Origin of the sequence: Streptomyces sp. NPDC052701 (assembly GCF_040678355.1) — a bacterium.
Taxonomy (GTDB): domain Bacteria; phylum Actinomycetota; class Actinomycetes; order Streptomycetales; family Streptomycetaceae; genus Streptomyces.
Map to the genome: position 1 here is coordinate 86933 of NZ_JBFATO010000009.1, position 23222 is coordinate 110154.

At 73.3% G+C, this 23222-nt stretch carries 22 protein-coding genes and 4 pseudogenes; 14 read left to right on the forward strand and 12 right to left on the reverse strand.

What is annotated here, in order from left to right:
- Position 1: 1 nt before the first annotated feature.
- Together AB0L29_RS13375 and AB0L29_RS13380 are read right to left on the reverse strand one after the other, a co-directional pair.
- Positions 2–172 (reverse strand): annotated as a pseudogene (locus AB0L29_RS13375) (thioredoxin-disulfide reductase); the annotation flags it as partial.
- A complete protein-coding gene (locus AB0L29_RS13380; protein ID WP_365826489.1) occupies positions 169–582 on the reverse strand; it encodes an arsenate reductase ArsC in 414 nt (137 codons plus the stop codon). The pseudogene AB0L29_RS13375 and the gene AB0L29_RS13380, both read right to left, overlap by 4 nt.
- A 95-nt stretch (positions 583–677) precedes the next feature.
- Here AB0L29_RS13380 and AB0L29_RS13385 point away from each other — a divergent pair, with 95 nt between their 5' ends.
- Together AB0L29_RS13385 and arsB are read left to right on the forward strand one after the other, a co-directional pair.
- Entirely contained in the window at positions 678–986 is a 309-nt protein-coding gene (locus AB0L29_RS13385; protein ID WP_365826491.1) for a metalloregulator ArsR/SmtB family transcription factor, read from the forward strand.
- Positions 983–2095: an ACR3 family arsenite efflux transporter gene (gene arsB, locus AB0L29_RS13390; protein ID WP_365826493.1), complete on the forward strand. Its 1113-nt coding sequence runs from the start codon at positions 983–985 to the stop codon at positions 2093–2095. Before AB0L29_RS13385 ends, arsB begins: the two co-directional genes overlap by 4 nt.
- A gap of 90 nt (positions 2096–2185) precedes the next feature.
- Here the strand turns inward: arsB and AB0L29_RS13395 are convergent, their stop codons facing one another.
- Positions 2186–2560 carry a metalloregulator ArsR/SmtB family transcription factor gene (locus AB0L29_RS13395; protein ID WP_365826495.1) on the reverse strand — a complete coding sequence of 125 codons (375 nt, stop codon included), beginning with the start codon at positions 2558–2560 and terminating at the stop codon, positions 2186–2188.
- Between the two features lie 432 nt (positions 2561–2992).
- Between AB0L29_RS13395 and AB0L29_RS13400 the strand changes: the two genes are divergently transcribed.
- From AB0L29_RS13400 to AB0L29_RS13420, 5 genes and pseudogenes are all read left to right on the forward strand, one after another.
- Positions 2993–4402, forward strand: coding sequence for an NAD(P)-binding domain-containing protein (locus tag AB0L29_RS13400; protein WP_365826497.1), 1410 nt, complete (start codon positions 2993–2995; stop codon positions 4400–4402).
- Positions 4356–4682: pseudogene (locus AB0L29_RS13405) on the forward strand (MFS transporter); the annotation flags it as partial. The gene AB0L29_RS13400 and the pseudogene AB0L29_RS13405, both read left to right, overlap by 47 nt.
- A 275-nt stretch (positions 4683–4957) precedes the next feature.
- Positions 4958–6181, forward strand: coding sequence for an arginine deiminase (locus tag AB0L29_RS13410; RefSeq protein WP_365826499.1), 1224 nt, complete (start codon positions 4958–4960; stop codon positions 6179–6181).
- A 107-nt stretch (positions 6182–6288) separates the two neighbouring features.
- Complete coding sequence (argF, locus tag AB0L29_RS13415; RefSeq protein WP_365826501.1) at positions 6289–7296, forward strand: ornithine carbamoyltransferase; 1008 nt, start codon at positions 6289–6291, stop codon at positions 7294–7296.
- Between the two features lie 114 nt (positions 7297–7410).
- Positions 7411–8847 carry an amino acid permease gene (locus tag AB0L29_RS13420; protein ID WP_365826503.1) on the forward strand — a complete coding sequence of 479 codons (1437 nt, stop codon included), beginning with the start codon at positions 7411–7413 and terminating at the stop codon, positions 8845–8847.
- Here the strand turns inward: AB0L29_RS13420 and AB0L29_RS13425 are convergent.
- The gene (locus tag AB0L29_RS13425; RefSeq protein WP_365826505.1) at positions 8804–9262 is read right to left on the reverse strand and encodes an ATP-binding protein; all 459 of its coding nucleotides are present in this window, start codon (positions 9260–9262) and stop codon (positions 8804–8806) included. The two genes, AB0L29_RS13420 and AB0L29_RS13425, sit on opposite strands and share 44 nt — an antisense overlap.
- Before the next feature lie 331 nt (positions 9263–9593).
- Between AB0L29_RS13425 and AB0L29_RS13430 the strand changes: the two genes are divergently transcribed.
- Positions 9594–10421 carry an enoyl-CoA hydratase family protein gene (locus AB0L29_RS13430; RefSeq protein ID WP_365826507.1) on the forward strand — a complete coding sequence of 276 codons (828 nt, stop codon included), beginning with the start codon at positions 9594–9596 and terminating at the stop codon, positions 10419–10421.
- Positions 10406–12793, forward strand: coding sequence for a bifunctional salicylyl-CoA 5-hydroxylase/oxidoreductase (locus AB0L29_RS13435; protein WP_365826509.1), 2388 nt, complete (start codon positions 10406–10408; stop codon positions 12791–12793). Before AB0L29_RS13430 ends, AB0L29_RS13435 begins: the two co-directional genes overlap by 16 nt.
- Positions 12794–12962: 169 nt before the next feature.
- Here the strand turns inward: AB0L29_RS13435 and AB0L29_RS13440 are convergent, their stop codons facing one another.
- Positions 12963–13784 carry a PaaX family transcriptional regulator C-terminal domain-containing protein gene (locus tag AB0L29_RS13440; RefSeq protein WP_365826511.1) on the reverse strand — a complete coding sequence of 274 codons (822 nt, stop codon included), beginning with the start codon at positions 13782–13784 and terminating at the stop codon, positions 12963–12965.
- 43 nt (positions 13785–13827) lie between these two features.
- A complete protein-coding gene (locus AB0L29_RS13445) occupies positions 13828–15429 on the reverse strand; it encodes an AMP-binding protein (protein WP_365826513.1) in 1602 nt (533 codons plus the stop codon).
- A 130-nt stretch (positions 15430–15559) separates the two neighbouring features.
- On the opposite strand from AB0L29_RS13445, the gene AB0L29_RS13450 reads away from it, so the two are divergent.
- On the forward strand, positions 15560–16687 hold the full coding sequence (locus AB0L29_RS13450; RefSeq protein ID WP_365826515.1) for an acyl-CoA dehydrogenase: 1128 nt from the start codon (positions 15560–15562) through the stop codon (positions 16685–16687).
- Positions 16684–17082: a RidA family protein gene (locus AB0L29_RS13455; protein WP_365826517.1), complete on the forward strand. Its 399-nt coding sequence runs from the start codon at positions 16684–16686 to the stop codon at positions 17080–17082. Before AB0L29_RS13450 ends, AB0L29_RS13455 begins: the two co-directional genes overlap by 4 nt.
- 253 nt (positions 17083–17335) lie before the next feature.
- Here the strand turns inward: AB0L29_RS13455 and AB0L29_RS13460 are convergent.
- The 4 genes and pseudogenes from AB0L29_RS13460 to AB0L29_RS13475 form a co-directional block, all read right to left on the reverse strand.
- Positions 17336–17548, reverse strand: a pseudogene (locus AB0L29_RS13460) (transposase); the annotation flags it as partial.
- A gap of 7 nt (positions 17549–17555) precedes the next feature.
- On the reverse strand, positions 17556–18698 hold the full coding sequence (locus AB0L29_RS13465; protein ID WP_365826519.1) for an alkene reductase: 1143 nt from the start codon (positions 18696–18698) through the stop codon (positions 17556–17558).
- 65 nt (positions 18699–18763) lie between these two features.
- Positions 18764–19366, reverse strand: coding sequence for an NAD(P)-binding domain-containing protein (locus AB0L29_RS13470; protein ID WP_365826521.1), 603 nt, complete (start codon positions 19364–19366; stop codon positions 18764–18766).
- Positions 19363–20409 (reverse strand): zinc-binding dehydrogenase, encoded by a 1047-nt coding sequence (locus AB0L29_RS13475; RefSeq protein ID WP_365826523.1) that lies wholly within the window; start codon positions 20407–20409, stop codon positions 19363–19365. Before AB0L29_RS13475 ends, AB0L29_RS13470 begins: the two co-directional genes overlap by 4 nt.
- An 81-nt stretch (positions 20410–20490) precedes the next feature.
- On the opposite strand from AB0L29_RS13475, the gene AB0L29_RS13480 reads away from it, so the two are divergent.
- Positions 20491–21090 (forward strand): TetR/AcrR family transcriptional regulator, encoded by a 600-nt coding sequence (locus AB0L29_RS13480; protein WP_365826525.1) that lies wholly within the window; start codon positions 20491–20493, stop codon positions 21088–21090.
- Between the two features lie 168 nt (positions 21091–21258).
- On the opposite strand, the pseudogene AB0L29_RS13485 reads toward AB0L29_RS13480, so the two are convergent.
- Positions 21259–21517: pseudogene (locus AB0L29_RS13485) on the reverse strand (hypothetical protein); the annotation flags it as partial.
- Between the two features lie 101 nt (positions 21518–21618).
- On the opposite strand from AB0L29_RS13485, the gene AB0L29_RS13490 reads away from it, so the two are divergent.
- Both AB0L29_RS13490 and AB0L29_RS13495 read left to right on the forward strand, forming a co-directional pair.
- Complete coding sequence (locus tag AB0L29_RS13490; protein ID WP_365826527.1) at positions 21619–22065, forward strand: DUF6299 family protein; 447 nt, start codon at positions 21619–21621, stop codon at positions 22063–22065.
- Positions 22066–22264: 199 nt separating this feature from the next.
- The gene (locus AB0L29_RS13495; protein WP_365826703.1) at positions 22265–22750 is read left to right on the forward strand and encodes an N-acetyltransferase family protein; all 486 of its coding nucleotides are present in this window, start codon (positions 22265–22267) and stop codon (positions 22748–22750) included.
- A gap of 184 nt (positions 22751–22934) precedes the next feature.
- Here the strand turns inward: AB0L29_RS13495 and AB0L29_RS13500 are convergent, their stop codons facing one another.
- Positions 22935–23222 carry a type II toxin-antitoxin system VapB family antitoxin gene (locus AB0L29_RS13500; protein WP_365826529.1) on the reverse strand — a complete coding sequence of 96 codons (288 nt, stop codon included), beginning with the start codon at positions 23220–23222 and terminating at the stop codon, positions 22935–22937.

Below are 23222 nucleotides of genomic sequence, written 5' to 3' on the forward strand. Positions count from 1 at the left end.
TGTCGGGGAAGCCGGGGAAGTCCTCGGCCTCGGTCGTGGTCGTCAGGGATCCGCCGGCGAAGACGCCGCTGCCGAGGAGCAGGGGCTTCGGCCGGGCGCGGGCGGTGGGCAGGGCGGCGGCCTATCCGGCGGGTCCGGAGCCGGTGACGGCGACGTCGCGTATCCCGCTCATGTCGTCTTCTCCGGGGCGATCTCGGCGATCAGGCCCTCGACCAGGGTCTTGATCTCGTCGCGGATCGGGCGCACGGCCTCGACGCCCTGCCCGGCCGGGTCGTCGAGCTTCCAGTCGAGGTAGCGCTTGCCGGGGAAGACGGGGCAGGTGTCGCCGCAGCCCATGGTGATGCAGACGTCCGACTCGCGGACCGCGTCGACGGTGAGGATCTTCGGCGTCTCCTCGGAGATGTCGATGCCGACTTCGGCCATGGCCTGGACGGCGGCCGGGTTGACCCGGTCGCCGGGGGCGGAGCCGGCGGAGCGGACCTCGACGCGGTCGCCGGCCAGGTGGGTCAGCCACGCGGCGGCCATCTGGGAGCGGCCGGCGTTGTGGACGCAGACGAACAGGACGGACGGCTTGTCGGCCATGGTGATCGTTCTCTCCCGTCGCACGGCGGAACCCGGCCGCCGATGACTTCAGCCCTCGCTGGTATCAGCGAGCGATGACGTGAAAGTATCAGTGCATGCTGACTTCAGTCGATCCTGATGTGATCCGGGTGCTGGGCGATCCGCTCCGCCTGAAGATCGTCACCCTGCTGGCGCGCGAGACGCTCTGCACGACGCACCTGGTCGAGGAGACCGGAGCCAAGCAGACCAACCTGTCCAACCACCTGAAGGTGCTGCGCGAGGCCGGGATCGTGGAGACCGAGCCCTGCGGCCGCTTCACCTACTACAAGCTCAAGCCCGAGGTCCTGGCCGGCCTGTCCGAGCGGTTCGCCGAACTCGCGGCCTCCGCCCGCACCGCCGCCGGGAACAAGAGGGCCTGCCCGTGACCTCCGCCGAGCCCGCCACCGCCCCCGCTCCGGCCGGCGGTGGGGACGACTCGATCGTCAAGAAGCTCTCCGCCCTCGACCGCTACCTCGCGGTGTGGATCCTGCTGGCCATGACCGCCGGCCTGGGCCTGGGCCGCCTGATCCCGGGGATGAACGACGCGCTCGCGAAGATCGAGACCGGCGGGATCTCCCTGCCGATCGCGCTCGGCCTGCTGGTCATGATGTACCCGGTCCTGGCCAAGGTCCGCTACGACAGGCTGGACCGCGTCACCGGCGACCGGAAGTTGATGGTGTCCTCCCTGGTCGTCAACTGGATCGTCGGTCCCGCGGTGATGTTCGCGCTGGCCTGGATCTTCCTGCCGGATCTGCCCGAGTACCGCACCGGCCTGATCGTCGTCGGCCTGGCCCGCTGCATCGCCATGGTCGTCATCTGGAACGACCTCGCGTGCGGCGACCGCGAGGCCGCAGCCGTCCTCGTCGCACTGAACTCGGTGTTCCAGGTCCTCGCGTTCGGCCTGCTGGGCTGGTTCTACCTCGACCTGCTGCCGCGCTGGACGAACCTCGGCGACGGCCAGGGCCTGGACGTGCCCGTGTGGCACATCGCGCTGAACGTCGTCGTCTTCCTCGGCGTCCCGCTGCTGGCCGGCTTCCTCACCCGCCGCATCGGCGAGCAGAAGCTGGGCCGCACCGACTACGAGGCGAAGTTCCTGCCGAGGATCGGCCCCTGGGCCCTGTACGGGCTGCTGTTCACGATCGTCGTCCTCTTCGCCCTGCAGGGCAGGACCATCACCTCGCAGCCGCTGGACGTCGCCCGGATCGCGCTGCCGCTGCTGGTCTACTTCGCGGTCATGTTCTTCGGCGCCTTCCTCCTCGGCAAGGCCCTGGGCCTGGCCTACGACCGCACCACGACCCTCGCCTTCACCGCGGCGGGCAACAACTTCGAGCTGGCCATCGCGGTCGCCATCGCCACCTTCGGCGTCACCTCCGGCCAGGCCCTGTCCGGCGTCGTCGGCCCGCTCATCGAAGTCCCGGTGCTGATCGGCCTGGTCCACGTCGCGCTCGCCTGGCGCGGGAGGTTCGCCGCCGACGCGGTGACGACGGCCCCGTGACGCAGCACACGGGTGCGGTGGTGGTCGCCGGCGGCACGGCCACCGCACCCGGCGTCCCGCTCACCGCTTCCCCCGCCGCCCGTCCGGTCGTCAGGCCGCGGCAGGCAGGGCCAGCAGCTTGCCCATCGCGGCGAGCACGGACGGCTCGACCCGGTAGTACACCCAGGTGCCGCGTCGCTCGGAGGTGAGCAGCCCGGCCTCCTTGAGCTTCTTCAGGTGGTGGGAGACGGTGGGCTGGGAGACGCCGACGTCGGAGATGTCACAGACGCACGCCTCGCCGCCCTCGTGCGAGGCGACGGCGGAGAACAGCCGAAGGCGGACCGGGTCGCCGAGGGCCTTGAACATCCGGGCGGCCGTCTCGGCCTCCTGGGCGGTCATCGGGCGTTCGGCCAGCGGTGGGCAGCACGGCGCCACGCCCTGGCCGTCGGCGGGCTCGAGCAGCGGCAGCGCCTTCGCGTTCGACATGCGCCTATGTTGACACATGTCGAACCAGTGAGGGGTGGGCCGCCATCGGCGCGCGAGGTGGGCGGCCGGGCGGTGAGGTGGGCGACGACCTCGTCGCGGTGCGGGTGGCGGTCGCGGTCGGCGCCGGGGAACGGCACCCCGGGCAGGGAGCCGTACCGGGCGGGTGAGGACGGCGTGAGGCTGTCGTAGCGGTGCGGCCGCGACCCGGCCGTGCGGTCGGACGCCTCCGGCGCGACCGGCCGCAGCCCGTGCCTCGGCAGGGCGTGGGCGGTGGCGAGTCCGCACTGGCCGCCGCCGGTCGCGGCGACGTCGACGTGTTCCATGAGTGACCCCTCTTATTTTGATGAATGTCTATGTTGACGCTCATCAATGCAGATGCCATGCTGGGCCGGGCAAGCCATCGACAGATGTCGAAGCACGCGAGGAGTCGCCGTGAACGCGCCCGCCACCACCGAGCTGCCCGTCGTCGTGATCGGGGCCGGACCCACCGGTCTGGCCGCCGCCGCCCACCTGATCGACCAGGGCATCGAGCCCCTGGTGCTGGAAGCCGGCCGGAGCGCCGGCGCCGCGGTGCGCGAGTGGTCGCACGTGCGCCTGTTCTCCACCTGGGGCGAGGTCGTCGACCCGGCCGCCGAGAAGCTCCTGGCCCCCACCGGCTGGACACGGCCCGACCCGGCCGCCTGCCCCTCCGGCGGCGACTGGGCCGAGCTGTACCTGCAGCCGCTCGCCGACGTCCTCGGCGACCGCGTCCGCACCGGCGCGCGCGTCACCGGCGTCTCCCGGGCCGGCCGGGACCGGATCGTGGACGCCGACCGCGAGCAGCAGCCGTTCGTCGTGCACGTCGCCCACGCCGACGGCCGTGAGGAGCGCGTCCTCGCCCGAGCCGTCATCGACGCCTCCGGCACCTGGGCCACGCCCGGCCCGGCCGGCGGCAGCGGCCTGCCGGCGCTCGGCGAGAAGGCGGCCGCGGACCGGATCACCTACCGCGTCCCGGACCTGAAGGACCCGGCCGTCCGCGCCCGGTACGCGGGCAGGCGCACCGCCGTCATCGGCTCCGGCGCCTCCGCGTTCACCGCCCTCGCGTACCTGGCCGACCTCGCGAAGTCCGACGACGGCGCGGGGACGAAGGGGGTGTGGATCCTGCGCCGGGGCATCTCCGGCTCCACCTTCGGCGGCGGCGAGGCCGACCGGCTCCCGGCGCGCGGCGCCCTGGGCCTGGCGGCGAAGGCCGCCGTCGACGACGGCCACGCCGACGCGGTCACCGGCTTCCGCACCGAGGCGATCGAGCGCGGCACCGACGGCCGCCTGGTCCTGGCCGGCGAGGACGGGCGCCGCCTGGACGCGGTCGACGAGGTGATCGTCCTGACCGGCTTCCGGCCCGACCTGTCCTTCCTCGACGAGCTGCGCCTGGGCCTCGACGAACGCCTCCAGGCACCCGTCGCGCTGGCTCCGCTGATCGACCCCAACCAGCACTCCTGCGGCACCGTCCACCCGCACGGCCACCGCGAGCTCTCCCACCCCGAACCCGGGGTGTACCTGGTCGGGATGAAGTCCTACGGCCGCGCCCCGACGTTCCTGGCGATGACCGGCTACGAGCAGGTCCGCTCCGTGGCCGCCGCGATCGCCGGCGACCTCGCCTCCGCCGACCGCGTCGAACTCGCCCTGCCCGAGACCGGAGTCTGCGGCGGCGCCGGGCTGTTCGACGCCCCCGACGCCCAGGAGGCCGACGGCGGCGGCTGCTGCGCGCCCGCGCCGCAGCTCGTCCGGCTCGGCGCCCCCGCCACGGCCGGGACGGCTGCCGAACGGGCTCAGATCCCGGCGGGCGGCTGCTGCGGCTCGTGACCGGCCTGGGCACCCCGCACGCGGGGCCGCGACCGGAGCAGGGGACCGGTCGCGGCCCCGCGCCGCCCCGCCCGTCCTCCGCACCACGCAGATCGCGAGCCGGGGCATCTCCTCCTACGCCTTCCCCGTCCCCAACCCCCAGATCACCGCTGCCACCGACTGGCCGGCCGGGGCGACCACCGCGGCGTTCTCCCTCGTCGGCCTGCTGATCGTGGCCGCAGCCCCCGACCTCCCGGCCCTCATCGCCGGTTGGGTGCTCGCCGGGCTCGCGATGGCGGCCGCCGTCTCCGCGGCCGCCGCGCTCGTCGCACCGTGGACAGCCACCGACGCCGTACGCCGCCGATCCCCACGGCTCCGGCAACCGCCGCATCCCCGGCGGACGCGGACGAACCCGCCCCCGTTCCCGTCCTCGACCCGGCGACGACGCGCGGGTTCAGCGGTCGGATCCTCCAGGAATCCGCGGACTCACGCGCTTCCCGGCGGCCGGGCGCGAGGATCGCGCCGCGTTCGTTCCGCGGAGGGGTGAACACGCGTCCGGCTGGTCAGGATGGAGGCATGGCATACCACGTCGACTCCGAGGCCGGGCGGCTGCGCCGCGTCATCCTGCACCGGCCCGACCTCGAGCTCAAAAGGCTCACCCCCAGCAACAAGGACGCCCTGCTCTTCGACGACGTGCTGTGGGTGCGCCGGGCGCGCGCCGAGCACGACGGGTTCGCCGACGTGCTGCGCGACAGAGGCGTCACCGTGCACCTCTTCGGCGACCTGCTCACCGAGGTGCTCGACATCCCGGCGGCCAGATCGCTGGTCCTGGACCGGGTCTTCGACGAGAAGGCGTACGGCCCGCTGGCCACCGACCACCTCCGGGCCGCCTTCGAGACGCTGCCCGCGCGGGAGCTGGCCGAGGCCCTGGTCGGCGGCATGACCAAGCGGGAGTTCCTGGACGCGCACGCCGAGCCGACCTCGGTCCGCTTCCACGTCATGGAGCTGGACGACTTCCTGCTGGCCCCGCTGCCCAACCACCTGTTCACCCGGGACACCTCCGCCTGGATCTACGACGGCGTCTCGGTCAACGCCATGCGCTGGCCCGCCCGGCAGCGCGAGACCGTGCACTTCGAGGCGATCTACCGGCACCACCCGCTGTTCCGGGACGAGCCGTTCCGCGTCTGGTCCGAGGGACTGGCCGACTACCCGTCGACCATCGAGGGCGGGGACGTGCTGGTCATCGGCAACGGGGCGGTCCTGATCGGCATGAGCGAGCGGACCACGCCCCAGGCCGTGGAGATGCTCGCGCACAAGCTGTTCGCGGCCGGTTCCGCCGAGACCATCGTGGCCCTGGACATGCCGAAGCGGCGGGCCTTCATGCACCTGGACACCGTGATGACCATGGTCGACGGCGACACGTTCACCCAGTACGCGGGGCTCGGCATGCTCCGCTCGTACACCATCGAACCGGGCGTCGGGGAGAAGGAGCTGAAGGTCACCGACCATCCGCCGGAGCACATGCACCGCGCGATCGCCGCCGCGCTCGGGCTGAGCGAGATCCGGGTGCTCACCGCCACCCAGGACGTGCACGCCGCCGAGCGGGAGCAGTGGGACGACGGCTGCAACGTGCTCGCCGTCGAACCGGGCGTCGTGGTCGCCTACGAGCGCAACGCCACCACCAACACGCATCTGCGCAAGCAGGGCATCGAGGTGATCGAGATCCCGGGCAGCGAGCTGGGCCGGGGCAGGGGCGGGCCGCGCTGCATGAGCTGCCCGGTCGAACGGGACGCCGTGTAGGGACCGCGCGGGCCGGGGAGGCCCGCGTCCGAACGGGAGTCCGTATAGACATGCAAAACTTCGTATAGAATTCCAGGGTTCGTGTCCCCGCATTCCTGGAGCGCCCCATGGCGACAGTCCCGACCGCCCTCGCCGGCCGCCACTTCCTCAAGGAGCTGGACTTCACGGCGCGGGAGTTCCTCGGCCTGATCGAGCTGGCCGCCGAGCTGAAGGCCGCCAAGAGGGCCGGGACCGAGACCCGGTACCTGCGGGGCAGGAACATCGCGCTGATCTTCGAGAAGACCTCGACGCGCACCCGCTGCGCCTTCGAGGTCGCCGCCGCCGACCAGGGCGCCCGCACAACCTACCTCGACCCCGCCGGCTCGCAGATCGGCCACAAGGAGTCCGTGAAGGACACCGCGCGCGTGCTGGGCCGGATGTACGACGGGATCGAGTACCGCGGGGACAGCCAGGCCAAGGTGGAGGAGCTGGCGGCGTACGCGGGCGTGCCCGTCTACAACGGCCTGACCGACGACTGGCACCCCACCCAGATGCTCGCCGACGTGCTCACCATGACCGAGCACTGCCCGCGGCCGGTGACGGAGATCGCGTTCGCCTACCTCGGCGACGCCCGCTTCAACATGGGCAACTCCTACCTCGTCACCGCGGCCCTGCTCGGCATGGACGTGCGGATCGTCGCCCCGAAGACCTACTGGCCCGCCCAGGAGGTCGTCGACCGGGCCCGCGAGCTGGCCGGGACCAGCGGGGCCCGGATCACGCTCACCGAGTCCCTCCAGGAAGGCGTGCGGGGCGCCGACTTCGTCGCCACCGACGTGTGGGTCTCCATGGGAGAGCCCAAGGAGGTGTGGGACGAGCGGATCACCGCCCTCGCCCCCTACGCGGTGACCATGGACGTCCTGCGCGCCACCGGCAACCCGGACGTGAAGTTCCTGCACTGCCTGCCCGCCTTCCACGACCTGGGGACGAAGGTCGGCCGGGAGATCCACGAGACCCACGGCCTCACGTACCTGGAGGTGTCGGACGAGGTCTTCGAGTCGGCGCACTCCGTCGTCTTCGACGAGGCGGAGAACCGTCTGCACACCATCAAGGCCGTACTCGTCGCCACGCTCGCCTGACCGGCGCCTGCGCAGGGATTATCCTGTCCGGCGGCCCGGAGCCACCCCTTCTTCCGCGGCCGCCGACCGCGACGACCGTCGCACCCCGCACCACCAGAAACGAGCACCATCCGCATGCCCGCTTCCCGCATCAAGTCCCCTGCCCTCCTCGTGGCAGAGTCGGGCGCCGACCGTGAGGGCCACGGCCTGAGGCGCACGATGGGCCTGTTCCAGCTCATCTGCTTCGGCGTCGGCGCGATCGTCGGCACCGGCATCTTCGTCGGCCTGTCCGACTCGGTCGCCGAGGCCGGCCCGGCCGTCGTCGTCTCCTTCGTCCTGGCCGCGATCACCTGCGTCTTCACCGCGTTCGCCTTCGCCGAGCTGGGCGGCGCGATCCCGGTCTCCGGCTCCTCGTACTCCTTCGCCTACGCCGGACTCGGCGAGACCACGGCCTTCCTCGTCGGCTGGTGCCTGCTCCTGGAGTACGGCGTGTCGGTCTCCGCCGTGGCGGTCGGCTGGAGCCAGTACGTCAACGAGCTGCTCGGCGGCCTGACCGGCCACCGCCTGCCGCACGCGCTGTCCGCGGGCCCCGGCGAGGGCGGGGCGGTCAACCTGCCGGCCGTGCTCGTCATCGCCATGGCCTGCGTGCTGCTGGTGCGCGGGGTGCGCGAGAGCGCCCGGGCGACCGCCGCGATGGCCGTCCTCAAACTCGCCGTCCTCGTCGCCTTCTGCGCCATCGGGTTCACCGCCTTCCAGGACGGCAACCTCACCCCGTTCTCGCCCACCGGCCTCGCCGGCATCGGCGCGGGCACCACGGCCGCGTTCTTCTCGTACATCGGCTTCGACGCGATCACCACGGCCGGCGAGGAGGCGAAGAACCCGCGCCGGGACATCCCGGTCGCGATCCTGGTCTGCATGGGCGTGGTCACCGTGCTGTACTGCGCGGTCGCGCTCGCGGCGATCGGCGCGATCGGCGGCGACGAGGTCGGCGGCCGCCCCGCCGCGCTGTCGTACGTGGTCAACGAGGTCACCGGGTCCACGGTCGGCGGCGGCGTCGTCGCCTTCGGCGCGGTCGTCGCCATCGCCTCGGTGGTGCTCGCCGTGATGTACGGCCAGACCCGCATCCTGATGTCCATGTCCCGCGACGGGCTGATCCCGCGCGTCTTCGAGAAGGTCTCGCCGCGCACCGCGACCCCCGTCGCCGGCACGCTGATCGTGGGCGTCGTCTTCGCGGTCCCGGCGGCCTTCGCCCCGCTCGACGCGGTGGTCGACCTGTGCACCATCGGCACGCTCGCCACCATGGCCGCCGTCAACGTCGCGGTGCTCGCCCTGCGCCGCCGCGAGCCGGGCCTGGCCCGCACCTTCCGCGTGCCGCTGTACCCCGTCACGCCCCTGCTCGGGGTCGGCTTCTGCCTGTACCTGATGTACGAGACCGGCCGGACGGCCTGGATCCAGTTCGCGGTGTTCCTGGCGGTGGGAGTGCTGGTCTACCTGGCGTACGGACGCCGGAACTCCCGTCTCGCGCAGGTCACCGCGGACGACACCGCTGCCGGGGTACCGCAGGCAGTCTGAACCACACCGCCTTGCCCGAGGCGGTGGGCCGGTGCCCGCAGGACGAGCTCAGGGTGCGGATCAGCAGCAGCCCGCGCCCGTGTTCCTGCCAGGGGTCCGGCGGCCCGCCGGCCGGGCGGGTGAGATCGCCGGGCGGCGCCGGGTCGGGATCGTGCACCTCGACCTGGCAGCCGCCCGGCAGCAGCTCCACCACCAGCTCGATCGGCGCGCTGCCGGAGGTGTGCTCCACGGCGTTGGCCACCAGCTCCGCCGTCAGCAGCTCGGCGGTGTCGCAGTCGGCGGCGTGCTCCAGTTCGGCCAGCGCCGTCCGGACCAGGGCGCGCGCCACCGGCACGGCCGCGACGGTGTGCGGCAGCGCGATGCGCCAGGAGGGGGCGGGGGCCGAGGGGCGTTCGTGCAAGGCGGGTCCGTTCATGGAGCAGGCTGTCCTGCTTTCGACCGTAGGAATGGTACGGGGCCGTCCGGTGGGGGTGTCCGACGGGCACCGTCCGGGGCCGGCGGCCCCGGCACCGGGCGGGTTACCCCGGCCGACGCCCCGCCTCGCACGAGCACTCCCACCGTTACCGGGGTGTCGACGAGCCGTGACGGCTGTGACCGGGCCGGGCCACACCCGGGTCTCACCCGGGGTCACACCGAGGTCGTACCCGGGCGGGCTGTCGCGCACTCATGACGACAGTCAAAGATGGGTGATAACTTCGTGGGGCAGTACTCAGTGAGGCCGTGCCCGTCCGAGGAGGCCGCCCGTCATGAGTCCCTTCACCGGTTCCGCCGCCCGCACCGCCGACTGGCGGCACCTGCGCGTCGACCTCGCCGACGGCGTCGCCACCGTCACCCTCGCCCGCCCCGACAAACTCAACGCGCTCACCTTCGGCGCCTACGCCGACCTGCGCGACCTGCTCGCCGAACTGTCCCGGGAGCGGGCCGTCCGGGCACTGGTGCTGGCGGGCCAGGGGCGCGGCTTCTGCTCCGGCGGCGACGTCGACGAGATCATCGGCGCGACCCTGTCCATGGACACCGCCCGGCTCCTGGACTTCAACCGGATGACCGGGCAGGTGGTGCGGGCCGTGCGGGAGTGCCCGTTCCCGGTGGTCGCGGCCGTGCACGGCGTGGCGGCGGGCGCCGGAGCGGTCCTGGCGCTGGCGGCGGACTTCCGGGTCGCCGACCCGAGCGCCCGCTTCGCCTTCCTCTTCACCCGGGTCGGCCTGTCCGGCGGCGACATGGGCGCCGCCTACCTCCTGCCCCGGGTCGTCGGCCTCGGCCACGCCACCCGGCTGCTGATGCTCGGCGAGCCGGTACGGGCGCCGGAGGCCGAGCGGATCGGCCTGATCAGCGAGCTGACCGAGGAGGGCCGCGCGGACGAGGCGGCCCGGCGACTGGCCCGCCGCCTCGCCGACGGCCCGGCCCTGGCACACGCCCGCACGAAGGCCCTGCTCTCGGCCGAACTGGACATGTCCCTGACGGCAGCGGTGGAAATGGACGCCTCCACCCAGGCCCTCCTGATGAACAGCGAGGACTACGCCGAGTTCCACGCGGCCTTCAAGGAGAAGCGCCCGCCGAAATGGCGGGGGCGGTAGGCGTGCCGGCCCCTGGGGCGCGGGACCGTGCTGACGAGCGGTTCCGCCGCGGGGCGCGGCAGGCCCACGGCCACCCGCGGCCGCACCACGGGAGCGGCCGCCCTCTGCGCGTGGCGGTCATCGGCGGCGGCCCCGGCGGCCTCTACGCCGCCGCCCTCCTCAAACGCCTCGGCCCCGACCGCGAGGTCACCGTCTGGGAACGCAACGCCCCCGACGACACCTTCGGCTTCGGAGTCGTCCTCTCCGACGAGACCCTCGGCGGCATCGAGCACGCCGACCCGGTCGTCCACGCGGCCCTGCAGAGGGACTTCGTCCGCTGGGAGGACATCGACATCGTGCACCGGGGCGTCCGGCACACCTGCGGCGGCCACGGCTTCGCGGCACTGGGACGCAGGCGCCTGCTGCAGATCCTGCACGAACGCTGCCGCGAGCTCGGCGTCGCGCTCCGCTTCCGCACCGTGGCCCCGCACCCGGACCGGCTCGCGCGCACCCACGACCTCGTCGTCGCCGCCGACGGCGTGCACAGCACCACCCGCGACACCTACGCCGGCGTCTTCCGCCCCCGGGTCACCGGCCACCGCTGCCGCTACATCTGGCTGGCCGCCGACCTCGCCTTCGACGCCTTCCGCTTCGAGACCGCCGAGACCGAGCACGGCGTGATGCAGCTGCACGGCTACCCCTACGCGGCCGACGCCTCCACCGTGATCGTCGAGATGCGGGAGGAGGTGTGGCGCGCGGCCGGTTTCGACGGGCTCGACGAGAGGGAGTCGACCGAGCGCTGCGCCAAGATCTTCGCCGAGGCGCTGGGCGGACGGCCGCTGAAGTCCCACCGGTCCGCGTGGACGGCCTTCCGCACGGTCGTCAACGAACGCTGGTCGCACGGCAACGTCGTCCTCCTCGGCGACGCCGCCCACACCGCCCACTTCTCCATCGGCTCCGGCACCAAACTCGCCGTCGAGGACGCCCTGGCCCTGGCGGCCTGCCTGGCGGAACAGCCGTCCGTGGAGCGGGCGCTGACCGCCTACGAGCAGGAGCGCAAGCCGGTCGTCGCCTCCACCCAGCGCGCCGCCCGCGCCAGCCTGGAGTGGTTCGAGGACCTGGCCCTCCACGTCGGCCAGCGGCCCCACCGGTTCGCCTTCAACCTGCTCACCCGCAGCCGCCGCGTCACCCACGGCAACCTGCGGCTGCGCGACGCCCGCTTCACCGAGGCCGTGGAACGCGAGTTCGGCTGCCCGCCCGGGACGCCCCCGATGTTCACCCCGCTGCGGCTGCGCGGCCTGACCCTGCGCAACCGGGTCGTCGTCTCGCCCATGGACATGTACTCGGCGGTCGACGGCGTCCCCGGCGACTTCCACCTCGTTCACCTGGGGGCGCGGGCGCTGGGCGGCGCCGGGCTGGTGATGACCGAGATGGTGTGCGTCAGCGAGCGGGGCCGGATCACACCCGGCTGCACCGGCCTCTACACCGGCGGGCAGGCCGAGGCCTGGCGGCGGATCACCGACTTCGTGCACCGGCAGGCACCGGGTACCGCGATCGGCGTGCAGCTCGGCCACAGCGGCCGCAAGGGCTCGACCAAGCCGATGTGGGAGGGCATGGACGAGCCCCTGGAGGAGGGCAACTGGCCGCTGGTCGCCGCCTCCGCCCTGCCGTACAAGCCGTACGGCCAGACCCCGCGCGAGCTGTCCCGCGCCCAGCTCACCGACCTGAGGGAGCAGTTCACCGCCGCCGCCCGGCGCGCCGCCCGCGCCGGCTTCGACCTGCTCGAACTGCACTGCGCCCACGGCTACCTGCTGTCCGGCTTCCTCTCCCCGCTGACCAACCGCCGCACGGACGCCTACGGCGGCTCCCCGGAGCGGCGGCTGCGCTTCCCGCTGGAGGTCTTCGACGCGGTGCGGGCCGTGTGGCCGCAGGAGCGGCCCATGACGGTCCGCATCTCCGCCACCGACTGGGCCGAGGGCGGCACCACGGCCGAGGACGCCGTCGGGATCGCCCGGGCCTTCGCCGCGCACGGCGCCGACGCCATCGACGTGTCGACCGGACAGGTCGTCGCCGACGAACGGCCGGAGTCCGGGCGGTCGTACCAGGTCCCCTTCGCCGACCGCATCCGGAACTCGGTGCGCGTCCCGGTGATCGCGGTCGGCGCGATCTCCTCCTGGGACGACGTCAACTCGCTGATCCTGGCGGGCCGCGCCGACCTGTGCGCCCTGGCCCGCCCGCACCTGTACGACCCGCACTGGACGCTGCACGCGGCGGCCGAACAGGGCTACACGGGGCCGGGCGTGGCCTGGCCGGTGCAGTACCGGGCCGGCAGCCGCCGTCCCCCGACCGGCCGCACGGACGCGCCCAAGCCGCGCCTGAGCCTGCGGAACTGACCGGCACGGGCTCCGCCCCCGGTACGGGCTCCGCCCCCGGTGCCGCGTCCGCACGCCGGTGCCGCGTCCGCGCACCGGTGCCGCGTCCGCACGCCGGTGCCGCGTCCGCGCACCGGTGCCCGGCCGCGCGCCGGTGCCCGGCCGCGCGCCGGCCCGCCCGGGGCCGCGGTCAGTGACCGGGCAGGCCCGCGAAGGCGGCCCCCGCCTCCCGCAGCCGCTCGTGCAGCCCCCGGAACACGGCCGCCGAACGGACCCCCGGCCAGTCCTCGGGGAGCAGCCGGGCGGGCAGCCCCGGATCGGTGTAGGGCAGGTGGCGCCAGGAGTCCAGGGCGAGGAGGTAGTCGCGGTAGGCCTCCTCGGGCGGGGTGTCCGTACGCCTCTCCCAGGCGCGCAGCACGCGCGCGTGCCGGTCCAGGAACGCCTCGTGCTGCTTGGCGATGGCGGCCAGGTCCCACCAGCGGGCCACCGTCTCGGCGGTCGGCGCGAAGCCGAGGTGCTCGCCGCGGAAGAAGTCGACGTACGCCTCCAGCCGCAGCCGCTGGAGGGTGTGCCGGGTCTCCTCGTACAGCCGGGCCGGGGCGATCCACACGCCCGGCGCCGCGGTGCCGAAGCCGAGACCGGCCAGGCGCGAGCGCAGCACGTGCCGCTTCTGCCGCTCCGACTCCGGCACGGAGAACACCGCTAGCACCCAGCCCTCGTCCCCGGGCGGGTCCGCGGCGTAGATGCGGCGGTCGCCGTCGTCGAGCAGCTGACGGGCGTCGGAGGAGAGTTCGTACCCGGCCGCGCCCCGGTCGGTGCGGGCGGGCACGAGCAGTCCGCGCCGTTTGAGCCGCGACACCGAGGACCGTACGGAGGGGGCGTCCACGCCGACCGCGGCCAGCAGCCGGATCAGCTCGGCGACGGGCACCGGGCCCGGCATGAACCGCCCGTACGCGCCGTAGAGCGTGACGATGAGAGACCGTGGAGCATGCTGGTCGGACACGTTGATCATCTTAGGTCGTACGGGTCGGCGCCGTTCGTCCGCGGTGGCGCGGTCACCCCGGGCCGTCCGCCGCACGCAGCTTGAACCGCTGGAGCTTGCCGGTCGCCGTGCGCGGCAGCGCGTCCAGGAAGACGATCTCGCGCGGGCACTTGTACGGCGCCAGCTCGGACCTGACGAAGGCGCGCAGCGCCTCGGCGTCCCGCCCGGCCCCCGCCCTGAGGACGGCGAACGCCACCACGACCTGCCCGCGCGCCTCGTCGGGCCGCCCCACGACCGCCGCCTCCACCACGTCCGGGTGCCGCAGCAGCGCGTCCTCGACCTCCGGCCCGGCGATGTTGTACCCGGCCGAGACGATCATGTCGTCGGCGCGGGCGACGTAGCGGAAGTAGCCGTCGGGCTCGCGGACGTAGGTGTCGCCGGTGACGTTCCAGCCGTCGCGCACGTACTCCCGCTGCCGCGGATCGGCGAGGTAGCGGCAGCCGACCGGCCCGCGCACGGCGAGCAGCCCCGGCTCCCCGTCGGGCACGGGCACGCCGTCGGCGTCCTGCACGCGCGCGTGCCAGCCGGGCACGGGGACTCCCGTCGTGCCGGGCCGGGCGTCCTCGTCGGCCGCGGAGATGAAGATGTGCAGCAGCTCGGTGGCGCCGATGCCGTTGATGATGCGCAGGCCGGTGCGCTCGTGCCAGGCCCGCCAGGTGGCGGCGGGCAGGTTCTCGCCCGCCGAGACGCAGCGGCGCAGCGAGGAGACGTCGTGCGCGGCCAGCTCACCGAGCATCGCGCGGTACGCCGTCGGCGCGGTGAACAGCACCGACACCCGGTGCTCGGCGACGGCGGGCAGCAACTGCCGGGGCCCGGCCTGTTCCAGCAGCAGGGCACTGGCCCCGGCCCGCAGCGGGAACACCACCAGACCGCCGAGCCCGAAGGTGAAGCCGAGCGGGGGACTGCCCGTGAAGACGTCGTCCGCGCACGGCTTCAGGACGTGCCTGGAGAACGTGTCGGCGATCGCCAGCACGTCCCGGTGGAAGTGCACGCACCCCTTGGGGCGCCCGGTCGTGCCGGAGGTGAAGGCGATCAGCGCGACGTCGTCGGCCGCGGTGCCCACGGCGGTGTACGGCGTGTCGGGCGCCGCACGGCGCAGCAGGTCGTCGGGGGCGTCACCGCCGTAGGCGGTGATCCGCAGGCCTGGGACCTCCGCCTTGACGAGGTCGTCGACGGCCCGGACGTCGCACAGCGCGTGCCCGACCCGCGCGATCTCGCACATCGTGCCCAGCTCGTACGGCCGCTGCTGGGCCAGGACGGTGACGGCGACGGCGCCCGCCTTCAGCACCGCCAGCCAGCAGGCCGCCAGCCACGGGGTGGTGGGGCCGCGCAGCAGCACCCGGTTGCCGGGGACGACCCCGAGGTCGCCGGTGAGGAGGTGCGCGATGCGGTCGACGCGGGCGCGCAGGTCGTCGTACGTCCACACCTCGCCGGAGGCCGTGCGGAAGACCGGGCGGTCGCCGGGCGGGCCGTGCAGCAGCTCGGCGGCGCAGTTCAGCCGGTCCGGGTAGCGCAACTCCGGCAGGTCGAAGCGGAGTTCGGGCCACTGGCCGGGCGGCGGCAGGTGGTCGCGCGCGAAGGTGTCGACGTGAGCGGTGCCCCGGGGATTCGTCACGATTCGCCCCTTGTCGTGGTGGGCTCGCACGAGTGTCGTGATGGGCTCGCACGAGGAGCGTATCGTGTCGGTGACGGCAGTCAACGGTGCGCGATATCGTCGGGGGAGTCGCTCCGAAGGGGGTCCGGCAGTGCCCGCATTCTCGCTCGAACCGGCCCAGACCGCTTGGTGCGCACAGCTGCGCGCCCTGGCCGCCGAGCGGTTGAGGCCCCTCGCCGCACAGGGCGAACCGGGCCGCGTGAACCGCCCGCTGATCGCCGAACTCGGCCGCCTGGGGCTGCTGGGGCGGCTGTTCGGCTCGGGCGCGCTCGACCTGTGCCTGATGCGGGAGGCGCTGGCGTACGCCTGCACGGAGGCGGAGACGGCCCTCGCCCTCCAGGGCCTGGGCGCCCACCCGGTGTACGCCCACGGCACCGGCGCCCAGCGCGCCCGCTGGCTCCCCCGGGTGAGCGACGGCAGCGCGGTGGCGGCCTTCGCGCTCAGCGAGCCGGGAGCGGGCTCGGACGCGGCGGCGCTGTCGCTCGCGGCCGAGCGCGACGGCCCGTCCGGCTGGCGGCTCACCGGCGACAAGTGCTGGATCTCCAACGCCCCCGAGGCCGACGTCCACACCGTCTTCGCCCGCACCACCCCCGGCGCGGGCGCGCGCGGCGTGACCGCCTTCCTGGTCCCCGCCGGCCGCCCCGGCCTGACCGGCACCCCCCTCGACATGCTCTCCCCGCACCCCGTCGGCGCCCTGCGCTTCGACGCCGTACCGGTGACGGCCGACGACGTGCTCGGCGAGGTCGACCGCGGCTTCCGCATCGCCATGGCCACCCTCAACCTGTTCCGCCCCAGCGTCGGCGCCTTCGCGGTCGGCATGGCCCAGGCGGCCCTGGACGCCACCCTCGGTCACACCGCCGACAGGGAGGCCTTCGGCGGCCCGCTCGGCGCCCTGCAGGCCGTGGCCCACCAGGTCGCCGAGATGGCGCTGCGCACGGAGGCGGCCCGCCTGATGGTGTACGCGGCGGCGACCGCGTACGACGACGGTGCCCCGGACGTCCCCAAGCGGTCCGCGATGGCCAAACTGCTGGCCACCGAGACCGCCCAGTACGTCGTGGACACGGCCGTCCAACTGCACGGCGCCCGCGCCCTGCGCCGCGGCCACCTCCTCGAACACCTCTACCGCGAGGTGCGCGCACCCCGCATCTACGAGGGCGCCAGCGAGGTGCAGCGCGGCATCATCGCCAAGGAGCTCTACGCCCGTCCGGAGGCCCCGTGAGCACCGAACGCGTCAACCCGCCCGGCCTCTGCCCGCCGGCCGGCTTCTCGCACGCCGTCGTCGCCTCCGGCTCGCGCCTGCTCTTCCTGGCCGGCCAGACCGCGCTCGACGCCGACGGCGAGGTGGTCGGCGACACGCTCCCGGAGCAGTTCGAGCGGGCCCTGGCCAACCTCCTGACCGCCCTGCGGGCCGCGGGCGGCACCCCCGCCGACCTGGCCCGCGTCACCGTCTACACGACCGACGTCGCCGCCTACCGCGCCCACGCCCGCGAACTCGGCCGGACCTGGCGGGCCCTGGCGGGCCGCGACTACCCCGCGATGGCGGTCGTGCAGATCGTGCGCCTGTGGGACGAGCGGGCGACGGTCGAACTCGACGGCTTCGCCGTGCTGCCCTAGACGGTTTCGTTCGGATCAGCGGGCGGACCAGAGGAAGACGCCTGCGGTGTGGAGTCCGGCCGGGTAGACGGTCCAGTCCGCCGCGGGACCGGTCGATGGCGTGGTCGTCCGGCTCGCCGGCCGGGTCCCCTTTTTGCGGGCCCCGGCCGGCGTGCCGGTGAGCCCGCACGATCGTGGAGTCCACGGACACGGCCCAGCTGACGTCCTCGTCCGCGTCGGCCCGAGCCACCGGGGCGGTGAGCACCCGCTCCCACGCGCCGTCGACGGCCCGCATCCGCAGCCGGTTGCAGACGCCTCGCCAGTTGCCGTACTTCTGCGGCAGGTGCACCCACGGGGTCCCGGTCCGGAACTTGAAGGCGATCCCACCGATCACCTCACGATGGTCCCGCCACCGGCCACCCCGCCTCGGCGTCCGGTCCGGGGGCAACGGCTCGATCCGCGCCCACTGCGCATCAGTCAACGGCACCCCCGGATCAGTGACCGGCCGATCCAAGCGAAACGGCCTGGGACCCGGTCACGGTGGGGTAGTCCGTGTATCCCTCCGCACCACCGGCGTAGTACGTGTCGCGGTCGCCGGCGGCAAGAGGATGACCGTGGGCGAACCGGTCGACGAGGTCCGGATTGGCGATGAAGGGGGCGCCGAAGGAGACCGCGTCAGCCAGTTCCCGTTCGAGTATCTCGTTGCCGGTCGCCTGCGTGAAGCCGAGGTTGGCGATGACGGCGCCGCGGTAGTGGGCGCGGAAGCGGGTGAACGCGGTGAAGGTGTCGTCGGTGCCCGTGCCGGGTTCCGGCCCCAGGAGGTGGAGATAGGCCAGGTCGGTGTCGCTGAGGCGCTTGAGGAGCAGGTCGTAGTCGGCCAGCACCTCGGCGTCCGCGGTGAAGGCCGGCTCGCGACGCCAGTAGGGGGAGAGCTTGACGCCGACGCGGTCGCTGCCCCACACGCCGCTGACGGCATCCACGACGTCGAAGAGGAACTGGGCCCGCTTCTCACTGCTGCCGCCGTAGGCGTCGGTGCGCTGGTTCAGGCGGGGGTTGAGGAACTGGGCCACGAGGTGGGACGCCTGCGCGTGGATCTCCAGGCCGTCGAAGCCGGCGCGCAGGGCGTTGGCGGCGGCCTGCCGGTAGGTGTCGATCGTGGTGGCGATCTCCGCCGCGGTCAAGGCGCGGGGCGTGACCGTCTCCTTCGGGCCGTCGGGAGTGAAGGACATCTCCCGGGGGTTGATCGCCGAGGGACCGGCGGGGAGGCGGCCACCGAGGTGGTCGGGATGGGAGACGGCGCCGACGTGGCCGATCTGCGAGATGATCCTGCCTCCCGCGGCGTGCACGGATTCGGTGACCTTGGCCCAGCCGGCGGTCTGGGCGTCCGTGTAGATGCCGGGGACGTTGATGAAGCCGATCGCGTCCGGGCTGACCCAGGTTCCTTCGCTGATGATCAGGCCGGCGCCGGCACGCTGCGTGTAATAGGTGGCGTGCAGGGCGGTGGGGGCCAGTTCCGCGTTGGTGGCCCGGGAGCGCGTCATGGGAGCCATGACGACGCGGTTGGGCAGTTCGAGCGCGCCCAGTCGAACGGGCCGCAGGAGGGGCTGGGTGCCGGATGCCGAAGTCGGGTCGGACATGAGGATCTCTTTCGTGAAGGAAGGCGCTCCTCGCGGACGCGGGGAGTACGAGCGGCTGGGTGGGATCAGTCCTGCTTGAGGGCGTGGAGGCCGGACAGGGGCCCGCCGAGCTGGATGAGGCGGCCTCCCTCGCGCAGCGTTCCGAGGTCGACGGGCGCGAAGCCGAACTGGGAGGCCAGGCCCATCACGGTGTTCTTGGCGTCCGTGTCGTCGCCGGCCAGGAACAGCACCTGACGCCCGGCCTCGTGGCGGGGATCGGGTGCGATGAACTGCGCGAAGAGGGCGTTGAAGGCCTTCACCACGCGCGCGCCGGGAAGCAGGGAGGCCACGTATTCGCTTCCGGTGAGATCGCCCAGGTCGGCGATCTTCGCGTTCGGGGGAGGGGAGTCGAACTGGTTGGTGGCGTCGATGACGACGGTCCCGTCCAGGGGAGGGAGTTGGGCGGCGACGTCGGGGACCTGCGGCCAGCCGACCGCGAGCACGACGAGGTCTGCGGCAGCGGCCTCGGCGGGGGTCGCGGCCGTCGCGCGTGCGCCGAGGTCCTTCACCAGCGGAGCCAAGGAGGCGGGTCCTCGGCTGTTGCTGAGCACGACCTCGTGGCCGTGCCGGATCGCGTGCCGGGCGATGGCCTGGGCGATGGTTCCGGCTCCGAGCGTTCCGATCTTCATCGGGTCGCCCCCTGCCCGGGGTTGGCCGCCTGCGGTGTGGTGAGCAGGACGGTCCCGGTCTTGGCCGGGCGGCGGGCGTGTTCGATGGCCGCCGCGAAGTCGGCGAGGTCGTAGCTGGCCGCGACTTCGAGCAGGTCCGGCGTGTTCCGTGCCAAGTCCAGGGCGAAGGCGACGTCCTGGGCCCGCTCCTGCGGGGTGCGGCTCATCCACTGCAACACGGTCACGCCCTGCACGGTCAGCGCCCGTTGGATGAGTGGCAGCCTCTCCAGCGGGGTGGTGCCGGAGCCCAGTTGCCCGTAGGAGATGAGGGTGCCGCCGTCGGCGAGCAGCTCGGCGAGGTCCCGGGTCATGGCACCGCCGACGCAGTCGAGGACGACCCGGATGCCCTGCTCGCCGGCTTCGTGGCGGACCCGCTCCCGCCAGTCGTCGTCGCAGGTCGCGATCACGGGCAGCGTGGGGTACAGCGTTCGCATCTTCTGGGCACCGGATGCGCTGCGTACGAGGTTGATCAGGGGCAGGTCGTGCCGGACTGCGGCCGCGCTGACCAGCCGGCCGACGGAGGAACCGGCGGCCGTCTGGAGGACGGAGCCCCGCTGGCCGCGCAGGGCACTGTCCAGCGCGCGGTACAGCGTGAGCAGCGTCAGAGGATTGACCAGCATCAGGGCCGCGGTCTCGTCGCTGACCTCGTCCGGCACCGCCACGGCCCGGTCGGCCGCGACCACGACGTACTCGGCCCACGTCCCCGGCGCCGGGAAGACCGCCACGCGCTGACCGGGACCGAGCGTGTGCACGTCCGGCCCGACGCTCTCGACGACGCCCATCCCCTCCACTCCGGGAGTTCGGGCGCCCGACTGCTGTTCCGGGAGTCCCGGCAGTCCCTCCACACCGGCCAGGTCGCCCGGATGGACGGGCCGGACCCGCAGGCGAACCAGAACCTGCCCGGTGCCGGGACGCGGTCGCCCGGGCTCCTCCCTCAGCGTGAGTACCTGTGCGGGTTCTCCTTGCCGGGTGTGCACCACGGTGCGCATGGCTCCTCCACTCACCTATTAATGATGGGCAACATTAAAATAATGATGAGGGGTAACCTTGAAAAGGTCAATCGCAGTCGAGGCGGGAGGGCGGGCATGCCGCGGATCACCAAGGAAGACAAGGCCAGGAATCGGCAGAACATCGTCGAGGCGGCCGGACGCATGTTCCGCGCGCAGGGCATCGACACCGTCGGGATCGCAGACCTGATGAAGGAAGCGGGCCTGACCCACGGCGGCTTCTACAACCACTTCGCATCCAAGGACGACCTGGCCGTCGAGGTGTGCAAGGCCTCGTTCGCGGCGTCCCTGGGCGTCCTGGAGCAGGCCGTCGAGGAAGGGGACGGTCCCGCCGGCCCACCGCTGAGGCGAGTGGTGGACGACTATCTCTCGGTCGCCCACCGCGACGCTCCGGACGGCGGCTGCCCCTCGGCCTCCCTGGTCACCGACGCAGGGCGGCACAACGACACGATCCAGCGCTCGTACGCGGCCGGCGTGGAAGGGTACCTCGCGGGCTTCGCCGCAGAACTCGCCCGTGAGCAGGACGGGGAGATCACCCCACAGCAGGCGCGGGACCGGGCGGTGCTGCTGCTCAGCAGGCTGGTCGGGGCGATGGTGCTCGCCCGAGCGGTCCGCCACGTCCAGCCCGAACTGTCCGACGAGATCCTGCGGACCTGCCGCGCCCACGCTCTCGACTGATCGGCTCGGGTGGCACGGCCACGGCGGCGTGCCGAAAGGACGCTTTCCTGACTACTGGGCGACCGGGCACCTCACCGAGGTCGTGTTCGCGAGGTCGGGGCAGCCGAAGCTGTAGGCGGGCGATGGTGAGGGCCAGGGCTCTGCGGTGCTTGAACTCGTTGCAGCAGCGCTCATCACAGCCTCGAAGTGCGTGCAGTCGGTGACGATCCCGGCGGTGATCCCGGAGGCCGGTGGGTGACCGTGTCCGTCGCAGGCGCGGTGGCTTTTCGTGGTCGGCCCGTCACCGGAACCGGCCCGGTCGATCACCTGCCGGCGATCGCGTACCGGGCGGCCCGTGCGCGGCGGAGCCCGCAACGGCTCGATCACCGCCCGCGTCAGTCACCTTTCGGCGACGCACCACGAGCGGACCGACGCACCCCTCACTCAGCGGACGTGACGGCCGCCGAAGGGGTGAGGATCGCGGCTCGGGGCGTGCGCGCCCGGCACCGGTGGAAAACCCTCATTCCGTTCCTTCCGAGAGGTCCTTCCATGCCCGTGCGATCCGCCCTCGGCGCGGCGACCGGTGCCGCGCTCCTGCTGGCCGCCGTCGCCGCCCCGTCCGCCGCGGCGTCCGCCGCCCCGTCCGGCGAGCCCTTCGGGACCGTCACCGTCGACCCGGTGGGCCGCCTCGCCCCCGACGGCGGCATCACCCTGACCGGGACCTACCGCTGCACCGGCACCACGGGCCCGGTCTTCGTCGGCTCCACGGTGGGCCAGGGCGACTCGACGACCCGCTACGGCATCGGCGGCACCCTGGCCGTGTGCGACGGCCTGGAGCGCCGCTGGCAGAACACCGGCCGGCCCACCCCCGTCACCCTCCAGGCCGGCGCGGCCCGTGCCGAGGTCACCCTGATGGAACTGCACACCCTCGGCGGCCTGCCCCTGCCCCACTTCCACGCCACGCGGCACCAGGAGATCCTCCTGGTCCAGTCCTGAGCGCAACCGGTCCGGGCCCGCCCCCTGCGGGAGCGACGGGTGGCACCATGGGCGCATGTCACAGCATCAGGACTCCCGCCCGGACGGCGAGGCCCGCGCCGGTGTCCACCGGGCGGAGCGGACCGCCGGGCACGCGGGCCTCCGCGGCACGCACGGGAACCGGGAGCGCGGGCCGGCCCACGAGAAGGCGCCGGGTGTCGTGATCGCGCCGCTCGGCGAAGAACACGCCGACGAGGTCCTGGCCATCTACCAGGCGGGCATCGACGAGGGCGACGCCACCTTCGAGACGCGGGCGCCGGGTTGGGCGGTGTTCGACGCGGCCAGGCTCCCCGAGCACCGCTTCGTCGCCCTCGACGAGCGGGGCGCGGTGCTGGGCTGGGTCGCGGTCGGCCGGGTCTCCGACCGCCGCGCCTACGCCGGTGTCGTGGAGCACTCGGTGTACGTCCATCCCGCCGCCCGGGGCCGCGGTGTGGCCGGCGCGCTGCTGGGGGCGCTGATCGCCTCCACCGAGGCGGCCGGGATCTGGACCCTCCAGTCCGGCGTCTTCCCCGAGAACACCGCCAGCCTCGCCCTGCACCGGAAGGCCGGTTTCCGTGTCATCGGGACCCGCGAACGCATCGCCCGTCACCACGGCCGGTGGCGCGACGTGGTCCTGCTGGAACGGCGCAGCCCCGTCGTCACCTGAGGGACCGCCCCCCGGGAAGGGGGGCGTCCGGCCCGGATCCGGCGCAGGCCGGCATCGGCGACGGTGGTCCCCGGCGGGCCGCCCCGCAGGGCCGGGTTCGACACCGTCGTCATCGCCGGCACGGAATCCGACTCGGGCACCGACCCCACGTCGGCGACCCTGCGCATGGCGTACTACGTCATGATCACCCGCGCCCGGGAGCGGCTGGTGGCGGGCTGGCAAGCGAGCCGTCTGCGGTGCGGGGGCCGGTGTTCTCGACGATCTCGCTGAAATCGAGTTCGCCGGCGTCCATGGCGTCGAAGCCCCCCTGTCGCAGGTGCCTCTTGACGGCGTCTTCCACGGCGAGGCGGACGGCTTCGGCCTTCGTTCTGGTCCCGAAGATGCGCATGGCCTCGGCGACCACGTCCTCGTCGAGGTCGATGACGGTTCTGGCCGTGGGGACGATCCCTTCGGAGGCGATTGCGCCAGTCAT